This window comes from Streptomyces sp. CS113 (assembly GCF_002188365.1).
GTDB classification, from domain to species: Bacteria; Actinomycetota; Actinomycetes; order Streptomycetales; family Streptomycetaceae; genus Streptomyces; species Streptomyces tendae.
Genome location: NZ_KZ195574.1, coordinates 6,679,433 through 6,700,117 on the forward strand (window position 1 = coordinate 6,679,433; position 20,685 = coordinate 6,700,117).

Genomic DNA, 20,685 nt, shown 5'->3' on the forward strand with positions numbered 1-20,685 from the left:
CCGCACGGCTTTGCGGCCCGCGCCCTCAGGGTGTGGCGTCCGCGGGCTCGACGTCCGCGAGCAGCTGCCCGAAGGCCGCCTCGTCCACCACCGGCGTGCCGAACTGGCGGGCCTTGACCACCTTGGAGGTCCCCGAGTCCGGGTCGTTGGTGACCAGCAGGCTGGTCAGCCGGGACAGGCTGGTCGCGACGTGCAGCCCCGCCTCCACGGCGCGGTCCTCCAGCAGGTCGCGCTCGACGGAGGTGTCACCCGAGAAGGCGACCCGCATGCCCTGCTTGAGCCGTTTGCCCGCTTCGTACCGGCCCGGGTTGGGATAGGGGCACGAGGGCCTCTTGCGGGAGGGGCGCCAGCTGTTCGGCCGGTAGCTCCCGTAGCCCGCCTGCTGCCCGATCCGGGGCGCGGGCCGGTCCGACCACTCGGTCAGCGGCCGGCACTCGTGCAGCGGCAGCCGCACGTCCCCGGCCGCCGCGGCGAGCAGGCTCGGCCGGAACGCCTCCGCCAGCACCCGCGCGTCGTCCAGCGCGTGGTGCGCCCGCTGCTGCACGACGCCGAAGTGCGCGGCCAGCGACTCCAGCTTGTGGTTGGGCAGCGGCAGGTCCAGGGCCTTGGACAGGGCGATCGTGCACAGCCGTTGACGCACCGGTGCCTCGCGCTCCGCGCGCGCGTACTCGCGGGCGATCATCTGCCAGTCGAAGACCGCGTTGTGCGCGACGAGGACGCGCCCGTCGAGCCGGGCCGCGAACTCCTCGGCGACGTCCGGGAAGAGCGGCGCGTCCCGGAGCACCTCGCTCGTCAGACCGTGTATCCACACCGGCCCCGGATCCCGCTGCGGATTGACCAGGGTGTACCAGTGGTCCTCGACCTCGCCGCGGGCGTCCAGCCGGTAGACGGCCGCCGAGATGATGCGGTCGTCGCGGGCCAGGCCGGTGGTCTCCACGTCGACGACCGCGTACCCCTGCGGATACGCGGTCGGCCACGCCGTGGCGGACGGCGCTGCGGTCGTACGGTCTTCGAGCATGGTCAATGAGGATACGGGCCGGGACCGACACTCCGGTCCCGCAGGGGCCCCGTGCCGTCAAGTTCCGGGCACCGAAGGAGCGTTGCGGCGCCCCGTGCGCGCGCTCACCACCGGATCGGCACCGGAAGGGCCGTCAGGAGCCCCGACACCGCGACCACCACGCCCAGCGCGGCGACCTCCGCGCGCGCGGGGGAGCAGGCGGTCAGCGGATCGGCCGCGCGGCCCAGCCGGATCCTGGCCCAGAGCGCGAGGGCGGCGACGGCGGCCACCAGGAGCACCTTGGCGAGCAGGACCCGCCCGTACGCGGTGTCCGTCAGCTGGTCCAGGATCGTGCCCGCCGGCATCCGGCGCAGCGAACTGCCCACCCCGGTCGCCGTGAGGACCGCCAGCAGGACGGCCGCCACGCGCGCGTAGAGCCCCAGCAGGGCCGGCCCCGCCTCGGCTCCCCGCCACCGCCGCAGGGTCCGCAGCGCGTACAGCAGACCGCCCACCCACAGCGAGGCGCACGTCAGATGGACGAGGGTCAGACCGGAGCCGAGCAGCGGGCTGTACTCGGTGTTGGGGTGCGCGCGCAACGCGTCCGCGACGATCACCGCGGCCAGCGGCCACACCTGGAGTCCGGGCCGGCGCGAGGTCGCGCACAGCCAGGCCGCGAGGAATCCGTTGACCTCCAGGAGCGCCAGCTTGCCGTCGCGGGAGGCGTAGAGACCGCCGACGTCGACGTCCGCGGCGGAGCCCGGCACCAGGTTGCCCGTGGCCACCACCGAGGCCAGCCCGAGGGCGGCGGCGAAACCGGCGGCGGCCGCGTACGGCGACCAGCTGCGGGGCCGGTCCGCGGGAGCGCCGGGCAGCGACCGGGCCAGGCGGTTCACGAAGAGTTCGCCGAGCGGGACGCTCAGCGCGGCGAAGAGCACCGTGCGCAGCAGGGCGATGCCGCCGGTGCCGGGAGCCTCGGCCTCCCCGGTGCCGTGCAGGGCGGGGGACGGGCCGAGCACGGGTATCAGTGCGCCCAGCACCACCAGCACGAGTACGGCCACGGTCCGGCCCGTCCCGGAGGGCCGCGAGTGGCGTCCGGTGCCGGTGCCGGTGCCGGTGGGCCGGGACGGGGGGCGTATCGAGGTCACCCCAGGATCTTCACCAAGTCACCAGATCCGGGCAAGTTCCGCCGTCGCCGTCGCCGTCGCCGTCGCCGTCGCCGTCGCCGTCGCCGTCGCCGTCGCCGTCGCCGTCGCCGTCAGGAGTCAGCCGTCGCCGTCATGAGTCCGCCGCCGCGTCGGCCGCGGAGGCGTCCTGCGGGCGGGAAGCGGCCGACCACCACAGCCGCACCTCCTTGCGCACGTCCGTGGGCCGCAGCTCCCACCCCTGGGCGAGGGCGACTTCGGCGACGTACCGTCCGCCCGTCCCGCGGTAGACGCGCCGCGGTATCGCGCATTCCACGGGCGGCCGCGCCTTCTTCGGCTCGCGCGGGGCGGAGGCCTGCCTGGTCCAGTTGCCCACCACTTTCTCGACCCGTGCCCGGTAGTAGGGGACGTCCCCCTCGTGCCGCAGCTCGGGCCACGTCACACACCACGCACCCAGCCGGGCGATCCCGCCGAGGGTGTCGTCCATGAACCGCATGTAGCCGCGTTCGAAGCCCTCGCTGACCGCCGCGATCGCGTCGGCGAACAGACCCACCACGAAGAGGACCACGGCCACCGCCAGCCAGAACGCGCACAGCAGCGGGAAGAACAGCAGGGTCGCGACGAACCTCAGGGCCAGCGACCAGCGGGGGCGCACCGGTTCGGGCGCCCAGGTGGCGGGGTCTTCGTAGGTCTCCATGACGCAGATACTGCCGCACGGCGGGAGGCGGCGGACCGGGTGGAAACCGGGCCGCCGCCCCCGCGTCACGTGCGCCTGCGCGTACCGGCTACCAGGTCACCGCGTCCAGTGCGTCGGCCATGCCCCAGCCGTAGAAGCCGTTGCGGTTCTTCGGGCCCTCGCACACCGCGTCGACCTTGCCGTCGCCGTCGATGTCGTACGGCTTGGTGCACGCCGTGGCGTCGGCCTCGGCGTACAGCAGGGCCTTCACCATGGCGGGGGAGGCGTGCGGGTGCGTCGACTTGATGAGGGCGGCGACACCCGCGACGTGCGGCGAGGCCATCGACGTACCGGCCATGTAGCCCCACTTGCCGCCGGGCAGCGTGCCCAGGATCAGACCGCTGGTGGCGGGCGGCTCCGGGGTCTGGTAGGCCGTCGAGTCGCCGCCGGGCGCGGCGATGTCGACGACGCCGAGGCCGTGGTTGGAGAAGGACGACTTGAGGCCCTTCGCACCGGTCGCCGCGACCGTCACGACGCCGGGCAGCTGGGTCGGGATGTCCAGGCACTTCGACGGGTCGACCGTCCGGTCGCCGGGCGTGGTGTCGTTCGGCGAGGACGGGTCGGTGATCTCGTCCGAGGTGAGGTCGTAGTTCTCGTTGCCGGCCGCGGCGACGTTGACCGCGCCCTTCTTCTCCGCGTACCGCGAGGCCCGCGAGACGGCCTCGACGAGTGCCTTCTGGTCCGGGTCGTCCTTGCAGTTGAAGTACCACGGGTCGGTGTAGTAGCTGTTGTTCGTCACGTCGACGCCGTGCTCGGCCGCCCACATGAAGCCGCAGACCACGGCCTCGGTGTAGAAGAAGCCGTCGGGGTTGGAGACCTTGATGCCGGCGACCTTCACCCCGGGCGCCACACCGGTCATGCCGACGCCGTTCTTGGCGGCGGCTATCTCGCCGGCCACGTGGGTGCCGTGCGGGCTCTCCGCCGCGCTCGGCCGCCAGGCGCCGTCGGCGGTGTCCGGCTTGCCCGCCACGCAGTTGACGGACGCCTGCCGGTCGAAGTTCGGGGCGATGTCCGGGTGGGTGTCGTCCACGCCGGTGTCGATGACGGCGACGGTCACCTTCTTGCTGCCCAGCGACTTCTCGTGCGCCTTGTCCGCCTTGATGGCGGGCAGGTCCCACTGGAGCGACTCCAGCGGGTCCTGGCTGCCGGCCTTCGCGGAGGAGGCCCTGGCGGCGGCCAGTTCCTCGGCGCCGAGCACCTGGGGCGCGCCCGTGTCGGTGGTGGCGGCCGAGGGCAGCGGCGCGGTGCGGGTGGCGCCGGCCGACTGCACGCCGCGCACCTTGCGGACGGTCTGGGCGAAGTCGGGGTTGGCGGAGTGGACGACGATCACGCCGATCCGGTCGTACGACGTGACGATCGTGCCGCCCGCCTTGGCTATCGCCCGCCGCACGGTGGCCGAAGGACGGTGCCCGGGGGCGACGTTGACGACGTAGCTGAGCGAGGTCGCGTCCGCCGTCGTCGAGGGGGCGGCCTCGGCCGCGGGGGTCGCGGCGGCCGGGGTGCCCGGCAGGAACGCGAGCGACGCGGCCACGGCCAGGCCCGCCGGAATCGCGAGGGCACGGCGGTGACGCGAGAGGGGAGCGGTCATGCGTGATGTCTCCAGTCCGTCGGGAAAGCTCGGGAAACGAGCCCGCGTCTGGAGCGCGGGTCGCGCGGGAAGCGCAGATGATCCATGGGGTCTCCACATCATCCGGCAAACAGCACCTGCCCGGGCACGGGTGAAACGGGCCGGGCAGGTACATGACGTAGTGGTGCAGGGCGAAGTTATCCCCCGAAGTCGCTGGCCAGCAATGACCCGCCGAGGACGACTTCGGAAAGTGCCACGGGTGTTGAACCGGTCCCCGCGGGGCGCCGTGTCGTTGGACAGGGAACCCGAGCACGATCGGTTCCCTGCGAGAACACCGAGGTCCAAGCCGTCATGTCCGTCGTACGAGGAGACTCCGTGGCCACCGACGTACCACCCCCCGCGAAAGGGGAACGCCCGCTTCCGTCCGCCGAGGAGTTCTCCGAAGTGCAGCAGAGCGCTGAGTTCGCCGAACTGCGCCGCTCCTTCCGCTCCTTCGCGTTCCCGCTGACCGTCGCCTTCGTGGCCTGGTACCTGCTGTACGTGCTGCTGTCGAACTACGCCGGCGGCTTCATGGGCACCAAGCTGTTCGGCAACATCAACGTCGCGTTCGTCTTCGGCATCGCCCAGTTCGTCACCACGTTCCTCATCGCCTGGTGGTACTCGCGGCACGCCGCCGCGAAGCTCGACCCCAAGGCCGAGGCCATCAAGTCCCGGATGGAGGGCGGCGCATGAGCCCCGCACAGTCCGTATTCGCCGCCGAGCTGGCCGCCAACGAGGCGAGCGAGCACCGGCCGCTGATCATCACGCTCTTCGCGGTCTTCGTGCTCGCCACGCTCGGCATCACCGTGTGGGCGGGCCGCCAGACCAAGGACGCGGCCGACTTCTACGCGGGCGGCCGCCAGTTCAGCGCCTTCCAGAACGGCCTCGCCGTCTCCGGCGACTACATGTCGGCGGCGTCCTTCCTCGGCATCGCCGGCGCCATCGCCCTCTTCGGCTACGACGGCTTCCTGTACTCCATCGGCTTCCTGGTCGCCTGGCTGGTGGCCCTGCTCCTGGTCGCCGAGCCGCTCCGGAACTCCGGCCGCTACACGATGGGCGACGTCCTCGCGTACCGCATGCGCCAGCGGCCCGTGCGCACCGCGGCGGGCACCTCCACGATCGTCGTCTCGATCTTCTACCTGCTGGCCCAGATGGCGGGCGCGGGCGTCCTGGTCTCGCTGCTGCTCGGCATCACCTCCGACGCGGGCAAGATCCTCATCGTCGCCCTCGTCGGCGTCCTGATGATCGTGTACGTCACCATCGGCGGCATGAAGGGCACCACCTGGGTCCAGATGGTCAAGGCCGTGCTGCTGATCGGCGGCACCATCCTGATCACCTTCCTGGTGCTGCTGAAGTTCGACTTCAACATCTCCGACCTGCTCGGCAAGGCCGCGGAGAACAGCGGCGCGGGCTCCGCCTTCCTGGAGCCCGGCCTCCAGTACGGCGCGACGGGCACCACCAAGCTCGACTTCATCTCCCTGGGCATCGCCCTGGTGCTCGGCACCGCCGGCCTGCCGCACATCCTGATCCGCTTCTACACGGTGCCCAACGCCAAGGCCGCCCGTAAGTCCGTGAACTGGGCCATCGGCATCATCGGCGCCTTCTACCTGATGACCATCGCCCTCGGCTTCGGCGCGGCGGCGCTCGTCGGGCCGAAGGAGATCACCGAGTCCAACCCGTCCGGCAACACGGCCGCGCCGCTGCTCGCGCTGCACGTCGGAGGCGTCGACTCGGCCTGGGGCGCGATCCTGCTCGCCACGATCTCGGCGGTGGCCTTCGCGACCATCCTCGCCGTGGTCGCCGGCCTCACCCTCGCCTCGTCCTCGTCCTTCGCGCACGACATCTACGCCAACGTCATCCGCAAGGGGCAGGCCACCGAGAAGGAGGAGATGCGGGCGGCCCGCTGGGCGACCGTCTTCATCGGCATCGTCTCCATCGCGCTCGGCGCCCTCGCCCGGGACCTGAACGTGGCCGGCCTGGTCGCGCTGGCCTTCGCCGTCGCCGCGTCCGCCAACCTGCCGACGATCCTCTACAGCCTGTTCTGGAAGAGGTTCACCACGCAGGGCGCCCTGTGGTCGATCTACGGCGGCCTGATCGTCGCCGTCGGCCTGGTGCTGTTCTCGCCCGTCGTCTCCGGCGACCCCAAGGCGATGTTCCCGGACGTCGACTTCGCCTGGTTCCCGCTCAAGAACCCGGGCATCATCTCGATCCCGTTCGGCTTCCTGATGGGCTGGCTCGGCACGGTCCTGTCCAAGGAGGAGCCGGACAAGGCGAAGTACGCGGAGCTGGAGGTCCGGTCCCTGACCGGCACCGGAGCGCACTGACGCCCCCGCCGGACCCCCTGTGGGCCCCGCGCCCGACCCGCACCGACGCGGCCGCTCGTAGATCCCTACGACGCGGCCGCGTCGCGCGTCGTGGGTTCGGGCCGATGTCGATGTCCGACCGGTCACGTAGGCTCGACGGTGTCGGAGGAGAGAAGTGCTCCGCCGATCCGCGTCGAGGGAGGGGGCCCACGTGCTCATCGACACCTACGGCCGAGTGGCCACCGACCTGAGGGTCTCGCTCACCGACCGCTGCAATCTGCGCTGCACCTACTGCATGCCCGAAGAGGGCCTCCAGTGGCTGGCCAAGCCCGATCTGCTCACGGACGACGAGATCGTCCGCCTCATCGACATCGCGGTCACCTCCCTCGGCATCGAGGAGGTCCGCTTCACCGGCGGCGAGCCGCTGCTGCGCCCCGGCCTGGTCGGCATCGTCGAGCGCGTGGCGGCCCTGGAGCCCCGCCCCCAGATGTCGCTCACGACCAACGGCATCGGCCTCCGGCGCACGGCCGCGGCCCTGAAGGCGGCGGGCCTGGACCGGGTCAACGTCTCCCTGGACACCCTGCGCCCCGACGTCTTCAAGACCCTCACCCGCCGGGACCGCCACAAGGACGTCCTGGAGGGCCTGGAGGCCGCCCGCGAGGCCGGACTGACCCCGGTCAAGGTCAACAGCGTCCTGATGCCGGGGCTCAACGCCGACGAGGCCCCCGACCTGCTGGCCTGGGCCGTCGAGCACGACTACGAACTGCGGTTCATCGAGCAGATGCCCCTGGACGCCCAGCACGGCTGGAAGCGCGAGGGCATGGTCACCGCCGGTGACATCCTGGCCTCCCTGCGCACCCGCTTCGAGCTGACCGCCGAGGGGTCCGAGGAGCGCGGCTCGGCCCCGGCCGAACGCTGGCTCGTGGACGGCGGCCCGCACCGCGTCGGCGTCATCGCGTCCGTCACCCGCCCGTTCTGCTCGGCCTGCGACCGCACCCGGCTGACCGCGGACGGCCAGGTGCGCACCTGCCTGTTCGCCACCGAGGAGACCGACCTGCGCGCGGCCCTGCGCTCCGACGCCCCCGACGAGGAGATCGCCCGCATCTGGCGGCTGGCCATGTGGGGCAAGAAGGCGGGCGCGGGCCTCGACGACCCGACGTTCGTCCAGCCCGACCGCCCGATGTCGGCGATCGGAGGCTGAGTCGAGGCCGGGGGCCGGTCCTAGGAGCGGCCGGAGTCCTCGGGCGCTTCCCACTCGGCGAGCGGGACCACGTCCTTCAGGAAACCCCGCACCCCGAGGAACTGGGACAGGTGCTCGCGGTGCTCGTCGCACGCGATCCACGTCTTGCGGCGTTCCGGGGTGTGCAGCTTCGGGTTGTTCCACGCCAGCACCCACACGGCGGGGGTGCGGCAGCCCTTGGCGGAGCAGATCGGGGTGGTTTCGTCACTCACAGGTTGGTCTCACAGATCCACGCACAGGGCCCCCACACAAGGCGACGCCGAGCAGCCACGGGGGGAGCTGCCCGGCGTCGGTCCGTCGCTCCGACGGGGGATGCGGAGCGCGTACGAAGTATGTCACGGCCCACCCGCCGCCCGGCACCGGAACCACACGATTCATCTGAGCATTTCTTCGGCCTGGCGTGGAATCGACGCCACCGGGAAGCGGCGCAGCGGTCACGGCCGGCCGCGCGAATCGCCGCCCGCACCCGGCGCCGGATCGGCGGCGGCGCCCTCCGGGACGGATTCCGCCGCACCGCCCCCGGCCCGCGGCGGCATGATCATCGGCGGGGTCGGCGCCGTCACGAACGTCGACGGCAAGGATGGCGCGTTCTCACGCCCGGCGTTGGCGATCACGACCGCGATGTACGGCAGGGCCGCCCCGAGGACCAGGGCCACGATCGCGACGTGCCGTTCCACGTTCCACAGGCATACCGCGAGGATCACCGACGCGGTACGGATCGACATCGAGATGATGTACCGCCGCTGCCGCCCGCGCACGTCCTCCTGGAGGCCCGTCCGGGCTCCGGTGATCCGGAACACCTCGGCACTGCCGCCGGCACTCTGCTTCCGCATCTGGTTCCACCATCCGCCCGTATCGGACTCTCCCCGCCCCGCTCTCGTCCGCGGCCGCTCGGGGACTCCGGTCCCGGACAACTCCCCAGGTTACGCCGCGCCCGCTCCGCCCACGAGACCGGGTCGCCTCCGGTCCGGCCGCACCGCCTGCGCCGCCCGGCGGAGCCGCCCGTACCCCGTTCGGCGGTACGCGGCATGCGCCGTACGCGGTACGGCCGAACACTGGTGGCAATGCTCGCGTAGAGCCGGACGAGGAGGCAGCCATGGGCTGGTTGTGGGCGATCATCGTGGGATTCGTGCTCGGCTTGATCGCCAAGGCGATCATTCCCGGCAAGCAGCACATGCCGCTGTGGCTGACCACCATCTGCGGCATGATCGGCGCGATCGTCGGCAACGCCATCGCCCGCGCGGCCGGCGTCGACGCGACCTCCGGCATCGACTGGTGGCGGCACCTGTTCCAGCTGGTGGCCGCGATCATCGTCGTCGGCCTCGGTGACGCGGCCTACACGGCGATGCGCGGCAACAAGCGGCGCGAACGGGCCTGACGGCCCCCGGGACCCGGCAGGGCGAAGGGGCGGACTCCGGCAGCCGTGCGGCTGCGGAGCACGCCCCTCGCGTGTGCGCCCGCTCAGGCGCCGGTGACCTCCACCGCGGCCAGGTTCTTCTTGCCGCGGCGCAGCACCAGCCAGCGTCCGTGCAGCAGGTCCTCCTTGGCGGGGACGGCGTCCTCGCCGGTGACCTTGGCGTTGTTCACGTAGGCGCCGCCCTCCTTCACCGTGCGGCGCGCGGCGGACTTGCTGGCCACCAGGCCCACCTCGGCGAACAGGTCGACGACCGGGGCCGGCTCGGCGACCCGGACGTGCGGCAGCTCGGAGAGGGCCGCAGCCAGCGTCCGCTCGTCCAGCTCCGCCAGCTCGCCCTGGCCGAAGAGAGCCCTGGACGCGGCCATCACGGCGGCCGTCTGGTCGGCGCCGTGCACCAGCGTCGTCAGCTCCTCGGCCAGCGCGCGCTGCGCGGCCCGCGCCTGCGGCCGCTCCTCGGTCTGCCGCTCCAGCTCCTCCAGCTCCGCACGGGAGCGGAAGGACAGGATCCGCATGTACGTCGAGATGTCCCGGTCGTCCACGTTCAGCCAGAACTGGTAGAACGCGTACGGCGTGGTCATCTCCGGGTCGAGCCAGACGGCGCCGCCCTCGGTCTTGCCGAACTTGGTGCCGTCCGCCTTGGTCATCAGCGGGGTCGCGTAGGCGTGCACGGACGCGTCCGGCTCCAGGCGGTGCAGCAGGTCGAGGCCGGCCGTGAGGTTGCCCCACTGGTCGCTGCCGCCCTGCTGCATCGTGCAGCCGTACCTCCGGTAGAGCTGGAGGAAGTCCATCGCCTGGAGCAGCTGGTAGCTGAACTCCGTGTAGCTGATGCCCTCGGAGGACTCCAGACGCCGGGCGACGGAGTCCTTGGTCAGCATCTTGTTGACCCGGAAGTGCTTGCCGATGTCCCGCAGGAACTCGATCGCCGACAGGCCCTCGGTCCAGTCGAGGTTGTTGACCATCACCGCGGCGTTCTCGCCCTCGAAGGACAGGAACGGCTCGATCTGGCCCCGCAGCCGCTGGACCCAGCCCGCGACGGTCTCCGGCGAGTTCAGCGTGCGCTCCGCGGTCGGACGCGGGTCGCCGATCTGACCCGTGGCCCCGCCCACCAGCGCCAGCGGCCGGTGCCCGGCCTGCTGGAGCCGGCGCACGGTGAGTACCTGCACCAGGTGCCCCACGTGCAGGGACGGCGCGGTCGGGTCGAAACCGCAATAGAACGTGACGGGACCGTCCGCGAGCGCCTTGCGCAAAGCGTCCTCGTCGGTGGACTGGGCGAACAGCCCGCGCCACTTCAGCTCGTCGACGATGTCCGTCACGGTTCTCGTGTCTCCTTGACTGGTCCTGTATCGAGACGTATCGAGTCGTGTCGAGTGGTCTCGCAAATCAGGTACGAGGTTATACGCCCTGGCTGACAGAGCTCATATTGAAATCGGGGACCCGCAGCGCCGGCATCGCGGCCCTGGTGAACCAGTCGCCCCACTCCCGGGGCAGCGTCCTCTCCGTGCGCCCGGCCTCCGAGGCCCGCCCCAGCAGGTCCACCGGCGACTCGTTGAACCGGAAGTTGTTCACCTCGCCGACGACCTCGCCGTGCTCCACGAGGTAGACGCCGTCCCGGGTCAGCCCGGTCAGCAGCAGCGTCGCCGGGTCGACCTCGCGGATGTACCAGAGGCAGGTCAGCAGCAGCCCGCGCTCCGTGCCCGCGACCATGTCCGCCAGGGAGCGGTCGGGGTCGCCGCCGTCCAGGATCAGGTTGCCGACCGCGGGCGCCACCGGCAGCCCGGTCAGCCCCGCGCTGTGCCGGGTGGTCGTCAGCCGGTGCAGCTCACCCGCGCGGATCCAGTCGGTCGCCGTCACCGGCAGCCCGTTGTCGAACACCGACTGGTCGCCGCCCGAGGAGTGCGCGACCACGAACGGCGCGCTCTCCAGCCCCGGCTCGTGCGGATCACTGCGCAGCGTCAGCGGCAGTGCGCCCAGCCGCTCGCCGACCCGGGTGCCGCCGGGCTTGGAGAACACCGTGCGCCCCTCGACCGCGTCCCGACCGGACGCCGACCAGTACTGGTAGATCAGCAGGTCCGCGACCGCGGTGGGCGGCAGCAGCGTCTCGTAGCGCCCCGCGGGCAGCTCCACCCGGCGCTCGGCCCAGCCGAGCCGTACGGCCAGCTCGGCGTCGAGGGCCGCCGGGTCGACGTCCTTGAAGTCCCGGGTGGCCTGCCCCGCCCACGCCGACCGGGTCCGGTCCGGCGACTTGGCGTTCAGCTCCAGCGTCCCGTTCGGCTGGTCGTGCCGCAGCCTGAGCCCCGTCGAGGTGCCCACGTACGTCGACGTCATCTCGTGGTTCGCGAACCCGTACAGCTCCCGCCCGCCCGCACGCGCGCGGGCGAACGCCTCCCCGAGCGCCGGGGCGAAGTCGGCGAACACCGCCGACGAGGTCTCGGCGGGCGCGTCGGTGAAGTCCGGCGCCGCCGGCCCGCCCGTGACCAGCGGCTGCGCGTCCTCGGCCGGTCCGGCGCCCCGTGCGGCGGCCTCGGCGGCCCGCACCAGGGGCTCCAGCTCGTCCACGGTCACCGCCGAGCGCGACACGACCCCGGACGCGGTGCCCTCCCGCCCGTCGACGGTGGCGACGACCGTCAGCGTGCGCCCGCGCGTGACGCCGTTGGTGGTGAGCGTGTTGCCCGCCCAGCGCAGGTTGGCGGTGGACTCCTCGTCGGCGATGACGACGCACCCGTCGGCCCGGGACAGCTCCAGCGCCCGCTCGACGATCTCGTGCGGCTTGCTGCTGCGGACGCTCATCGACCGGCCTCCTGGGTGGTGTTCAGAATGTTGACTCCCTTGAAGAGGGCGGACGGGCAGCCGTGCGAGACGGCCGCGACCTGCCCCGGCTGGGCCTTGCCGCAGTTGAAGGCACCGCCCAGGACGTACGTCTGCGGGCCGCCGACGGCCGCCATGGACCCCCAGAAGTCGGTGGTCGTCGCCTGGTACGCCACGTCCCGCAGCTGTCCGGCGAGCCGCCCGTTCTCGATCCGGAAGAACCGCTGACCGGTGAACTGGAAGTTGTAGCGCTGCATGTCGATGGACCAGGACCGGTCCCCGACGACGTAGATCCCGCGGTCCACGCTCCCGATCAGGTCCTCGGTCGACAGCCCGCCCGGATCCGGGCGCAGCGACACGTTGGCCATCCGCTGCACCGGCACGTGCGCGGGGGAGTCGGCGTAGGCGCACCCGTTGGACCGCTCGAACCCGGTGAGCCTCGCGATCCGCCGGTCGAGCTGGTAACCCACCAGCGTGCCGTCCTTCACCAGGTCCCAGGACTGGCCCTCGACGCCCTCGTCGTCGTATCCGACGGTCGCCAGGCCGTGCTCGGCGGTGCGGTCGCCGGTGACGTTCATCAGTTCGGAGCCGTAGCGCAGCTTGCCGAGCTGGTCGAAGGTGGCGAAGGAGGTGCCGGCGTAGGCGGCCTCGTAGCCGAGGGCGCGGTCCAGCTCGGTGGCGTGCCCGATGGACTCGTGGATGGTCAGCCACAGGTTCGACGGGTCGACGACCAGGTCGTACAGCCCCGCCTCGACGCTCGGCGCGCGCATCTTCTCCGCGAGCAGCTCCGGGATCTCGGCCAGCTCCGCGTCCCAGTTCCAGCCCGTCCCGGTCAGGTACTCCCAGCCCCGCCCGGCCGGCGGCGCCAGCGTGCGCATGGAGTCGAACTCGCCGCTGGAGTCGTCCACCGACACGGCGGTGAGCACCGGGTGCAGCCGCACCCGCTGCTGGGTGGTCACGGTCCCGGCGGTGTCGGCGTAGAACTTGTTCTCGTGCACGGTGAGCAGCGAGGCGTCCACGTGGTCGACCCCGTCCGCCGCCAGCAGCCGCGCGCTCCAGTCGGCCAGCAGGGCCGACTTCTCCTCGTCGGGCACGGTGAAGGGATCGATCTCGTACGCCGAGATCCACGTCCGGTCGGCGTGCACGGGCTCGGCGGCCAGCTCCACCCTCTCGTCCGACCCGGCGGTCCTGATCACCTGCGCCGACAGCTTCGCCATCGCCACCGCCTGCGAGGCGACCTTGGCCGCGGCGTCCAGGGTCAGGTCCACGCCGGACGCGAACCCCCACGTACCGCCGTGCACCACCCGCACCGCGTACCCGAGGTCGGTGGTGTCCGAGGACCCGGCGGGCCGGGCGTCCCTGAGCCGCCAGGACGCGCTGCGCACCCGCTCGAGGCGGAAGTCCGCGTGCTCCGCGCCGAGGGCACGCGCACGGGCGAGGGCGGCGTCGGCGAGGGCGCGTAGGGGGAGTGCCGTGAAGGCTTGGTCGATGCTGTGAGGCACCTGCGTCTCTTTCTGTCGACGTGACCGGTCGTCTGCCGCGACACCGGGGGCTGCGCCGCATCATGTCGCGTCGGCGATCCGGCGACCACACCTTTCCCGCCGCGCCGGGGACCGGTTCTGTAGGGATCCGACAGACAGCCCCGTAAGCCACTGTGGGTGCCCGAGTCTCTGAGGGAGGCCGGGGACCGATAGATTTCCGAGGAAGCCGCCTGCCGCCCCCGCCCGCCGTACGGGTGAACGGACGGGTGGACGACCGCTAGGGAAAGGGTGATCCGTTGAGCCGCTCGGTTCTCGTCACCGGAGGAAACCGGGGCATCGGCCTCGCCATCGCCCGCGCTTTCGCCGACGCCGGCGACAAGGTCGCGATCACATACCGCTCGGGTGAGCCGCCGGAGGGCTTCCTGGCCGTCAAGTGCGACATCACCGACACCGAGCAGGTGGAGCAGGCCTACAAGGAGATCGAGGAGACACACGGTCCCGTCGAGGTCCTGATCGCCAACGCCGGCGTCACCAAGGACCAGCTCCTGATGCGCATGTCGGAGGAGGACTTCACCTCCGTCGTCGAGACCAACCTCACCGGCACCTTCCGCGTCGTCAAGCGCGCCAACCGCGCCATGCTGCGCGCCAAGAAGGGCCGCGTCGTCCTCATCTCGTCGGTCGTCGGGCTGCTCGGCTCCGCGGGGCAGGCGAACTACGCCGCCTCCAAGGCCGGCCTGGTCGGCTTCGCGCGCTCCCTCGCCCGTGAGCTGGGGTCGCGCAACATCACCTTCAACGTCGTCGCGCCCGGCTTCGTCGACACCGACATGACCAAGGTGCTCACCGACGAGCAGCGGGCCAACATCGTGTCGCAGGTGCCGCTGGGGCGGTACGCGCGGCCGGAGGAGATCGCCGCGACGGTGCGGTTCCTCGCCTCGGACGACGCCTCGTACATCACTGGAGCCGTCATCCCCGTTGACGGCGGACTGGGAATGGGTCACTGATCACCATGAGCGGAATTCTCGAGGGCAAGCGCGTCCTGATCACGGGCGTGCTGACGGAGTCCTCCATCGCCTTCCACGCCGCGAAGCTGGCCCAGGAGCAGGGCGCCGAGATCATCCTGACCGCGTTCCCCCGCCCCACCCTGACCGAGCGCATCGCCAAGAAGCTGCCGAAGCCCGCCAAGGTCATCGAGCTGGACGTCACCAACGAGGAGCACCTCGCCCGGCTCGCCGACGTCGTCGGCGAGGAGCTGGGCGGCCTCGACGGCGTCGTGCACTCCATCGGCTTCGCCCCGCAGGACGCCCTCGGCGGCAACTTCCTCAACGCGCCGTTCGAGTCGGTCGCCACCGCCATGCACGTGTCGGCGTTCTCCCTGAAGTCGCTGACCATGGCCTGCCTGCCGTTGATGCAGAACGGCGGTTCGGTCGTCGGCCTCACCTTCGACGCGCAGTTCGCCTGGCCGCAGTACGACTGGATGGGCCCGGCCAAGGCCGCGCTGGAGGCCACCAGCCGCTACATGGCCCGTGACCTGGGCAAGCAGAACATCCGCTGCAACCTGATCTCGGCGGGCCCGATCGGTTCCATGGCCGCCAAGTCCATCCCGGGCTTCAGCGAGCTGGCGTCCGTGTGGGACACCCGCTCCCCGCTGGAGTGGGACCTGAAGGACCCGGAGCCGGCCGGCCGCGGCATCGTCGCGCTGCTGAGCGACTGGTTCCCGAAGACCACGGGGGAGATCGTCCACGTCGACGGCGGTCTGCACGCCATCGGCGCCTGACCCGCCGCCTCGCCCGAGGGCCCGCATCCCGTACGGGGTGCGGGCCCTCGCGCCGTCACGGCGGGCGTGTCACCGCGGTGGTGCGGCGGGCGTGTCACCGCGGTGGCGCGGGTCAGTCGCCCGAGGGCGGGGAGAACAGCGCCGGCCGGCACACGAACGGATAAGCCGCCGCCTCCTCGGCCGCCGTCGCCGCGTCGCCCGCGCGGATCGCGTCCACCAGCCGGGCGTGGTCCATGTGCATCGCCGGGGACATGCCCTCGCCCACGTCGCCGCGCAGCCAGTCCCGCATCACCTCGCCCAGGTCCGCGTACATCGCCGTCATCACGTCGTTGTGCGAGGCGGCCACGACGGCCAGGTGGAACGTGGCGTCCGCCGACACGAAGGCCTCCGCGTCACCCGACTCCCAGGCCTCCTCCCGGCGCAGCAGCAGCCCGTCGATCTGCTTGAGGTCCCGCTCCGTGCGCCGCTCGGCGGCCAGGCGTGCGGCGGCCGACTCCAGCGTGGAACGCAGCTCGGCGATGTGCCGGGGATCGGCGTCGGCGAAGCGGCGCTGCATCACGCCGGCCAGCTCGCTGGTCGCCACGACGTACGTGCCGGAGCCCTGGCGGATGTCCAGCAGACCGTTGTGGGCCAGCGCGCGGACGGCCTCGCGGACCGTGTTCCGGGCGACGCCGAGCTGCTCGACCAGCTCGGGCTCCGTGGGAATGCGGGACCCGACCGGCCACTCGCCCGAGGCGATCTGCTGCCGCAGCGCCGCGATGACCTGCTCGGACAGTGCCGAACGACGGGGATGGTTCAGCGGCATGGCACACCTTCGCACACGGAGGGACGAGCGAGTGGACAGACAATCATCCCATGATTCTATGATGGGTCTCATGGCTAGTGACGAAACCCGGACGGAGACACGTACGGAAACCCCCACGGAGGCTCGCGTGCAGGCGCCTGCCGAGAGCGGCGTGCCCGAGGTACCCGGCGAGGCGACCGCCACGCGCGCGTGGACGACGTGGACGACCCGGCTGCTCATGCTCGGCATCGTCCTGGCCGCGGTGAACCTGCGCCCCGCCATCACGAGCCTGGGCGCGCTCCTGGAGGAGGTCCGCGACGGCCTCGGCATGAGCGGCAGCATCGCCGGACTGCTCACCTCCGTGCCGCCGCTCTGCTTCGCCGTCTTCGGGGTCACCGCCCCCCGGCTGGCCCGCCGCTTCGGGCCCGGCGCGGTGGTCTGCGCCGGCATGGTCGCCATCACCGCGGGCCTGCTGATACGCCCGTACGCCGGCGGCACGGGCGGCTTCCTGGCCGCCACCGCCCTGGCGCTGATGGGCATCGCGGTCAGCAACGTCCTGATGCCGGTCATCGTCAAGCGCTACTTCCCCGACCGCGTCGGTTCCATGACCGGCCTGTACTCGATGGCCCTCGCCTTCGGCACCTCCGTCGCCGCGGCGGCGACCGTGCCCCTGACCGACGCGCTGGGCGGTCACTGGCAGCCCGGCCTCGCGGTCTGGGCCGTGCTGCCCGCGCTGGCCGTCCTGCCCTGGATTCCGTTCGTACGGAACCGGAAGGCGCCGGCCGCCACGGTGCCGTCCGCGCCGCAGCCGGGGTCGGGCCCGGAGGGCGGGAAGTCCGCGGAACAGCCCCCGCTGCGCATCACCCGCAGCCGCACGGCCTGGGCGCTCGCCGTCTTCTTCGGTCTCCAGGCCACCGCCGCCTATATCACGATGGGCTGGATGGCGCAGATCTTCCGGGACTCGGGCGTCTCCGCCGGCACCGCCGGACTGCTGCTCGCCGTCATCATGGTGATGGGCGTGCCGCTCGCCTTCGTCATCCCGCGCGTGGCGACCCGCCTGCCCCACCAGGGTCCGATCGTGGTGGTCCTGGGCGTGTGCGGGCTCGCCGGATACGCCGGTCTGTACTTCGCGCCGGTCGGCGGCGCCTGGGCCTGGGCCCTGCTGCTCGGTGTCTCCAACTGCGCCTTCCCGCTGGCGCTGACCATGGTCGGGATGCGGGCCAGGACCGGGGCGGGCGTCGCCCAGCTGTCCGCCTTCGCGCAGAGCACCGGCTACCTCATCTCCATCCCGGGCCCGCTCCTGGTGGGCGTGCTGTACCAGCACAGCGGCGGCTGGGGACTGCCGATCGCCCTGATGAGCGCGCTGATGGTGCCGCAGATCGTGGTGGGCGTCCTGGCCGGGCGCAACCGCACGGTGGAGGACGAGGCGGCCCGCTGACCGGCCGGACGGCCGCCCGCTGACCGGCCGGACGGCCGCCCGCTGACCGGCCGGACGGCCGCCCTCTGACCGGCCGGACGGCCGCCCTCTGACCGGCCGGACGGCGGGCCGGTCCCGGCCGGTGGCCCGCCGGGAGCGGTCCGCGCGCGGGATGCGAGACTTGCCGTATGCCAGTCCTCGACCCGAACCCCCAGCACGGCCAGAAGAAGATGCTGATCGTCTTCGGCTCCTTCCTCGCGATCTTCGTGATCATCGGCGTCATCGCGACCATCGCCTCGCCGTGACCCCGCTCCCGCCGGACGGACGGTGGGGTTAACCCCCCGTCCCCTAGGGGGCAAGGGGCAGGGTCAAGTGGGTGGACCTCCGGATGGGTTGGGCCCCGCGCGTTCCGTACCTTCGAGATGTGCCCGCGACAGGCGGGCCGCGGAGCACGGACCAGGGACGCCCGAAGACCAGCGGAGGCACTCATGTCGGCCCCTACCTACACCAGGCCTCCCCGGGCGACCCGGGGTGGCGTCGACATGCGGCTGCCCTGGTGGGCCCTCGCCCTGCCCGTGCTCGCCTTCGTCGCGCTGCTCCTGCTGATACTCAATCCCGCCGACGCTCACGCGGCCGCGGAGCAGCCCGCGATCAGCCACCTTCTGGAGCGGCTGGAGCAGCTGGCCGCGCGCTGAGCGCCGACCACGGGCTCCCACCCGTGGCCCGTGCTGGGTCCGCGTGTCAACTCCCAGAGCCCCATGGCCTGTTTCATGCGAAGCTGGATGACATGAGCGTCGCAGAACCCCGCAGGATTGTTCTTTTCCGGCATGCGAAAGCCGACTGGCCGCAGGTGACCGACCACGAGCGACCGCTCGCCGACCGGGGCCGCATGGACGCCGCGGAGGCCGGGCGTCGGCTGGCGGACACCGGCGTGCCCTTCGACCAGGCCCTGTGCTCCACCTCGGTCCGGACCCGTGAGACCTGGAAGCTCGCCGTCCAGGAGTTCCCGCACCGGCCGAAGACCGTCTACGAGGAGCGGATCTACGAGGCCTCGCCCGGTGAGCTGATCGCCGTGCTCAACGAGACCCCCGACGACCTGCGGAACGTGCTGGTGATCGGCCACAACCCGGGCATGGAGGCGCTGACCGAGATCCTGGCCGGCTCGGCCGAGGACGAGGTCCGCGAGCGGATCAACCGCCGGGGTTTCCCGACCGCCGCCTTCGCCGTCCTGACCTTCACGGGCTCCTGGAAGGACGTGGAGCCCGGCCGGGCCACCCTGGTCGACTACTGGGCGCCGACCGACTGACCCGTCCCCCCACGTGACAGGGCCCGGCGCCTACGCGGCCCGGGCCCTCAACGTCTCGGGGCGTCTGGCGTGCCGGGCGCCCACCCGTCCTTCCGCGTCGGGTTCCCGCCGGATCAGGGCCACCGGATCAGGGCCGTCAGGCCTTCCGCCGGGTCAGGATCGCTCGGCGGGCAGACCACGGCCCTCACCGGGACCCTCGTCCAGCGTGTCCGCGGCCTCGACCTCCTCGCGGGTGATGCCGAGCAGATAGAGCACCGTGTCGAGGAAGGGCACGTTCACCGCTGTGTGCGCCGCCTCGCGCACCACCGGCTTCGCGTTGAAGGCGACCCCCAGCCCGGCCGCGTTCAGCATGTCCAGGTCGTTGGCGCCGTCACCGATCGCCACGGTCTGCGACAGCGGCACGCCCGCCTCGGTGGCGAACCGGCGCAGCAGCCGCGCCTTGCCCGCCCGGTCCACGATCTCCCCGGTGACCCGGCCGGTCAGCCGGCCGTCGACGATCTCCAGCGTGTTGGCCTGGGCGAAGTCCAGCCCCAGCTGCTCCTGCAAGGCGTCGGTGACCTGGGTGAAGCCGCCGGAGACGACGCCCACCTGGTAGCCGAGCCGCTTCAGCGTGCGGATCAGGGTGCGGGCACCCGGCGTCAGCCGCACCTCGGCGCGCACCTTGTCCACCACCGAGGCGTCGAGACCCGCCAGCAGGGCCACGCGCGCGTGCAGCGACTGCTCGAAGTCCAGCTCCCCGCGCATCGCGGCCGCCGTCACCTCGGCGACCTTGTCCTCACACCCGGCGTGCGCGGCGAACAGTTCGATGACCTCGTCCTGGATCAGCGTGGAGTCCACGTCCATCACCACCAGGCGCTGCGCCCGCCGGTGCAGCCCCGCCGCGACGACCGCGATGTCCACGCCGAGCGCCGCGGCCTCGGTGGCCAGCGCCGTGCGCAGCGGTTCGGTCTCCACTCCGGACACGGCGAACTCGACGGCGGTCACCGGGTACTTGGCCAGCCGGAAGATACGGTCGATGTTGCTCCCGGACTCCGTGATCCGGGCCGCTATGGCGGCGGTGGCCTCCGCGGTGAGGGGGTGCCCGAGCACCGTGACCAGGGAGCGGCCGAGGCCGCGCGGCCGGTTGTCGCCGATGCCGGAGATGATCTCCGCCTGTAGTTTCAGCGACTCCGCCCAGCTGTGGACGGTCGCCCGCAGATCGCCCTCCAGACCACGGGGCGGCTCGGTCACGAGCGCGCACAGCACGATCCGGCCACGGGTGACGACCTGCTCGATGTCGACGACATCGACGGAGTACGCGGCGAGAGTGTCGAACAGGCCGGCCGTGATGCCGGGCCGGTCCTTGCCGAAGATCTTGACGAGAAGAGTGGGAACGTCAGAGGTCTGCGTAGCGCTCATGGTGCTCCCACCGTATCCGGCACCCGGTGCCGCCCGCCCCCGAGGTCCGACTGGCGGACAGGAGCCACGGGGAGGGGACACGACCGGTCCCGGCGGCGACCGGGACCTCACCCCGGCTGGGCCGGGACCTCACCCCGGCTGGGCCGGGACCTCGCCCCGGCCGGGCCGGGCCGGGACCCGCTTGGCCAGGCCGGAACCTTGCTCCGCCGGGCCGGGGCTGGGGCGCTCCGACCGCCCGGAGACCGCCGAGCGAGCCGCACTCTCCGCCCCCCCCGGCGG

The 20,685-nt window shown here is 72.1% G+C and carries 21 protein-coding genes; 10 read left to right on the forward strand and 11 right to left on the reverse strand.

Features of this window, described 5'->3' with window-relative positions; translation table 11 throughout:
• Positions 1–25: 25 nt before the first annotated feature.
• From B9W62_RS29985 to B9W62_RS30000, 4 genes are all read right to left on the reverse strand, one after another.
• Positions 26–1,018: a DEDDh family exonuclease gene (locus B9W62_RS29985; protein ID WP_087810076.1), complete on the reverse strand. Its 993-nt coding sequence runs from the start codon at positions 1,016–1,018 to the stop codon at positions 26–28.
• Positions 1,019–1,122: 104 nt separating this feature from the next.
• Complete coding sequence (locus B9W62_RS29990) at positions 1,123–2,142, reverse strand: CopD family protein (protein WP_087810077.1); 1,020 nt, start codon at positions 2,140–2,142, stop codon at positions 1,123–1,125.
• A 130-nt stretch (positions 2,143–2,272) separates the two neighbouring features.
• Complete coding sequence (locus B9W62_RS29995; protein WP_087810078.1) at positions 2,273–2,836, reverse strand: hypothetical protein; 564 nt, start codon at positions 2,834–2,836, stop codon at positions 2,273–2,275.
• An 88-nt stretch (positions 2,837–2,924) separates the two neighbouring features.
• The gene (locus B9W62_RS30000; RefSeq protein ID WP_087810079.1) at positions 2,925–4,463 is read right to left on the reverse strand and encodes a S8 family serine peptidase; all 1,539 of its coding nucleotides are present in this window, start codon (positions 4,461–4,463) and stop codon (positions 2,925–2,927) included.
• Between the two features lie 354 nt (positions 4,464–4,817).
• Between B9W62_RS30000 and B9W62_RS30005 the strand changes: the two genes are divergently transcribed.
• From B9W62_RS30005 to moaA, 3 genes are all read left to right on the forward strand, one after another.
• Positions 4,818–5,174 (forward strand): DUF485 domain-containing protein, encoded by a 357-nt coding sequence (locus B9W62_RS30005; RefSeq protein ID WP_087810080.1) that lies wholly within the window; start codon positions 4,818–4,820, stop codon positions 5,172–5,174.
• Entirely contained in the window at positions 5,171–6,805 is a 1,635-nt protein-coding gene (locus B9W62_RS30010; RefSeq protein ID WP_087810081.1) for a solute symporter family protein, read from the forward strand. The genes B9W62_RS30005 and B9W62_RS30010 overlap by 4 nt, the downstream gene beginning before the upstream one ends.
• Before the next feature lie 190 nt (positions 6,806–6,995).
• Entirely contained in the window at positions 6,996–7,985 is a 990-nt protein-coding gene (gene moaA, locus B9W62_RS30015; RefSeq protein WP_218781994.1) for a GTP 3',8-cyclase MoaA, read from the forward strand.
• 20 nt (positions 7,986–8,005) lie between these two features.
• Here moaA and B9W62_RS30020 read toward each other — a convergent pair whose 3' ends face one another.
• On the reverse strand, positions 8,006–8,236 hold the full coding sequence (locus tag B9W62_RS30020) for a hypothetical protein (protein ID WP_087810083.1): 231 nt from the start codon (positions 8,234–8,236) through the stop codon (positions 8,006–8,008).
• Between the two features lie 222 nt (positions 8,237–8,458).
• On the reverse strand, positions 8,459–8,857 hold the full coding sequence (locus B9W62_RS30025; RefSeq protein ID WP_179235740.1) for a DUF3099 domain-containing protein: 399 nt from the start codon (positions 8,855–8,857) through the stop codon (positions 8,459–8,461).
• A gap of 263 nt (positions 8,858–9,120) precedes the next feature.
• Here B9W62_RS30025 and B9W62_RS30030 point away from each other — a divergent pair, with 263 nt between their 5' ends.
• Positions 9,121–9,402 (forward strand): GlsB/YeaQ/YmgE family stress response membrane protein, encoded by a 282-nt coding sequence (locus B9W62_RS30030; RefSeq protein WP_087810085.1) that lies wholly within the window; start codon positions 9,121–9,123, stop codon positions 9,400–9,402.
• An 83-nt stretch (positions 9,403–9,485) separates the two neighbouring features.
• Here the strand turns inward: B9W62_RS30030 and tyrS are convergent, their stop codons facing one another.
• The 3 genes from tyrS to B9W62_RS30045 all read right to left on the reverse strand — a co-directional run bounded on the left by tyrS (position 9,486) and on the right by B9W62_RS30045 (position 13,748).
• Positions 9,486–10,754, reverse strand: a complete 1,269-nt coding sequence (tyrS, locus tag B9W62_RS30035; protein ID WP_087810086.1) for a tyrosine--tRNA ligase — start codon at positions 10,752–10,754, stop codon at positions 9,486–9,488.
• Between the two features lie 79 nt (positions 10,755–10,833).
• Positions 10,834–12,228 (reverse strand): metallopeptidase TldD-related protein, encoded by a 1,395-nt coding sequence (locus B9W62_RS30040; RefSeq protein WP_087810087.1) that lies wholly within the window; start codon positions 12,226–12,228, stop codon positions 10,834–10,836.
• Positions 12,225–13,748, reverse strand: a complete 1,524-nt coding sequence (locus B9W62_RS30045) for a TldD/PmbA family protein (protein ID WP_087810088.1) — start codon at positions 13,746–13,748, stop codon at positions 12,225–12,227. Before B9W62_RS30045 ends, B9W62_RS30040 begins: the two co-directional genes overlap by 4 nt.
• 275 nt (positions 13,749–14,023) lie before the next feature.
• On the opposite strand from B9W62_RS30045, the gene fabG reads away from it, so the two are divergent.
• Together fabG and fabI are read left to right on the forward strand one after the other, a co-directional pair.
• The gene (gene fabG, locus B9W62_RS30050) at positions 14,024–14,728 is read left to right on the forward strand and encodes a 3-oxoacyl-[acyl-carrier-protein] reductase (protein WP_003977008.1); all 705 of its coding nucleotides are present in this window, start codon (positions 14,024–14,026) and stop codon (positions 14,726–14,728) included.
• A 5-nt stretch (positions 14,729–14,733) separates the two neighbouring features.
• Positions 14,734–15,501, forward strand: coding sequence for an enoyl-ACP reductase FabI (fabI, locus tag B9W62_RS30055; protein WP_087810089.1), 768 nt, complete (start codon positions 14,734–14,736; stop codon positions 15,499–15,501).
• A gap of 112 nt (positions 15,502–15,613) precedes the next feature.
• Here fabI and B9W62_RS30060 read toward each other — a convergent pair whose 3' ends face one another.
• A complete protein-coding gene (locus tag B9W62_RS30060) occupies positions 15,614–16,306 on the reverse strand; it encodes a FadR/GntR family transcriptional regulator (protein WP_087810090.1) in 693 nt (230 codons plus the stop codon).
• Positions 16,307–16,364: 58 nt separating this feature from the next.
• On the opposite strand from B9W62_RS30060, the gene B9W62_RS30065 reads away from it, so the two are divergent.
• The 4 genes from B9W62_RS30065 (at position 16,365) to B9W62_RS30080 (ending at position 19,008) form a co-directional block, all read left to right on the forward strand.
• The gene (locus B9W62_RS30065; protein WP_179235741.1) at positions 16,365–17,723 is read left to right on the forward strand and encodes a CynX/NimT family MFS transporter; all 1,359 of its coding nucleotides are present in this window, start codon (positions 16,365–16,367) and stop codon (positions 17,721–17,723) included.
• A 167-nt stretch (positions 17,724–17,890) separates the two neighbouring features.
• On the forward strand, positions 17,891–18,007 hold the full coding sequence (locus B9W62_RS40930; protein WP_037836969.1) for an SGM_5486 family transporter-associated protein: 117 nt from the start codon (positions 17,891–17,893) through the stop codon (positions 18,005–18,007).
• 183 nt (positions 18,008–18,190) lie between these two features.
• Positions 18,191–18,397, forward strand: coding sequence for a hypothetical protein (locus B9W62_RS30075; protein ID WP_087810091.1), 207 nt, complete (start codon positions 18,191–18,193; stop codon positions 18,395–18,397).
• 92 nt (positions 18,398–18,489) lie between these two features.
• Positions 18,490–19,008: a SixA phosphatase family protein gene (locus B9W62_RS30080; protein WP_087810092.1), complete on the forward strand. Its 519-nt coding sequence runs from the start codon at positions 18,490–18,492 to the stop codon at positions 19,006–19,008.
• 153 nt (positions 19,009–19,161) lie between these two features.
• On the opposite strand, the gene serB is transcribed toward B9W62_RS30080, so the two are convergent.
• Positions 19,162–20,406: a phosphoserine phosphatase SerB gene (gene serB, locus B9W62_RS30085; protein WP_087810093.1), complete on the reverse strand. Its 1,245-nt coding sequence runs from the start codon at positions 20,404–20,406 to the stop codon at positions 19,162–19,164.
• Between the last annotated feature and the right edge of the window lie 279 nt (positions 20,407–20,685).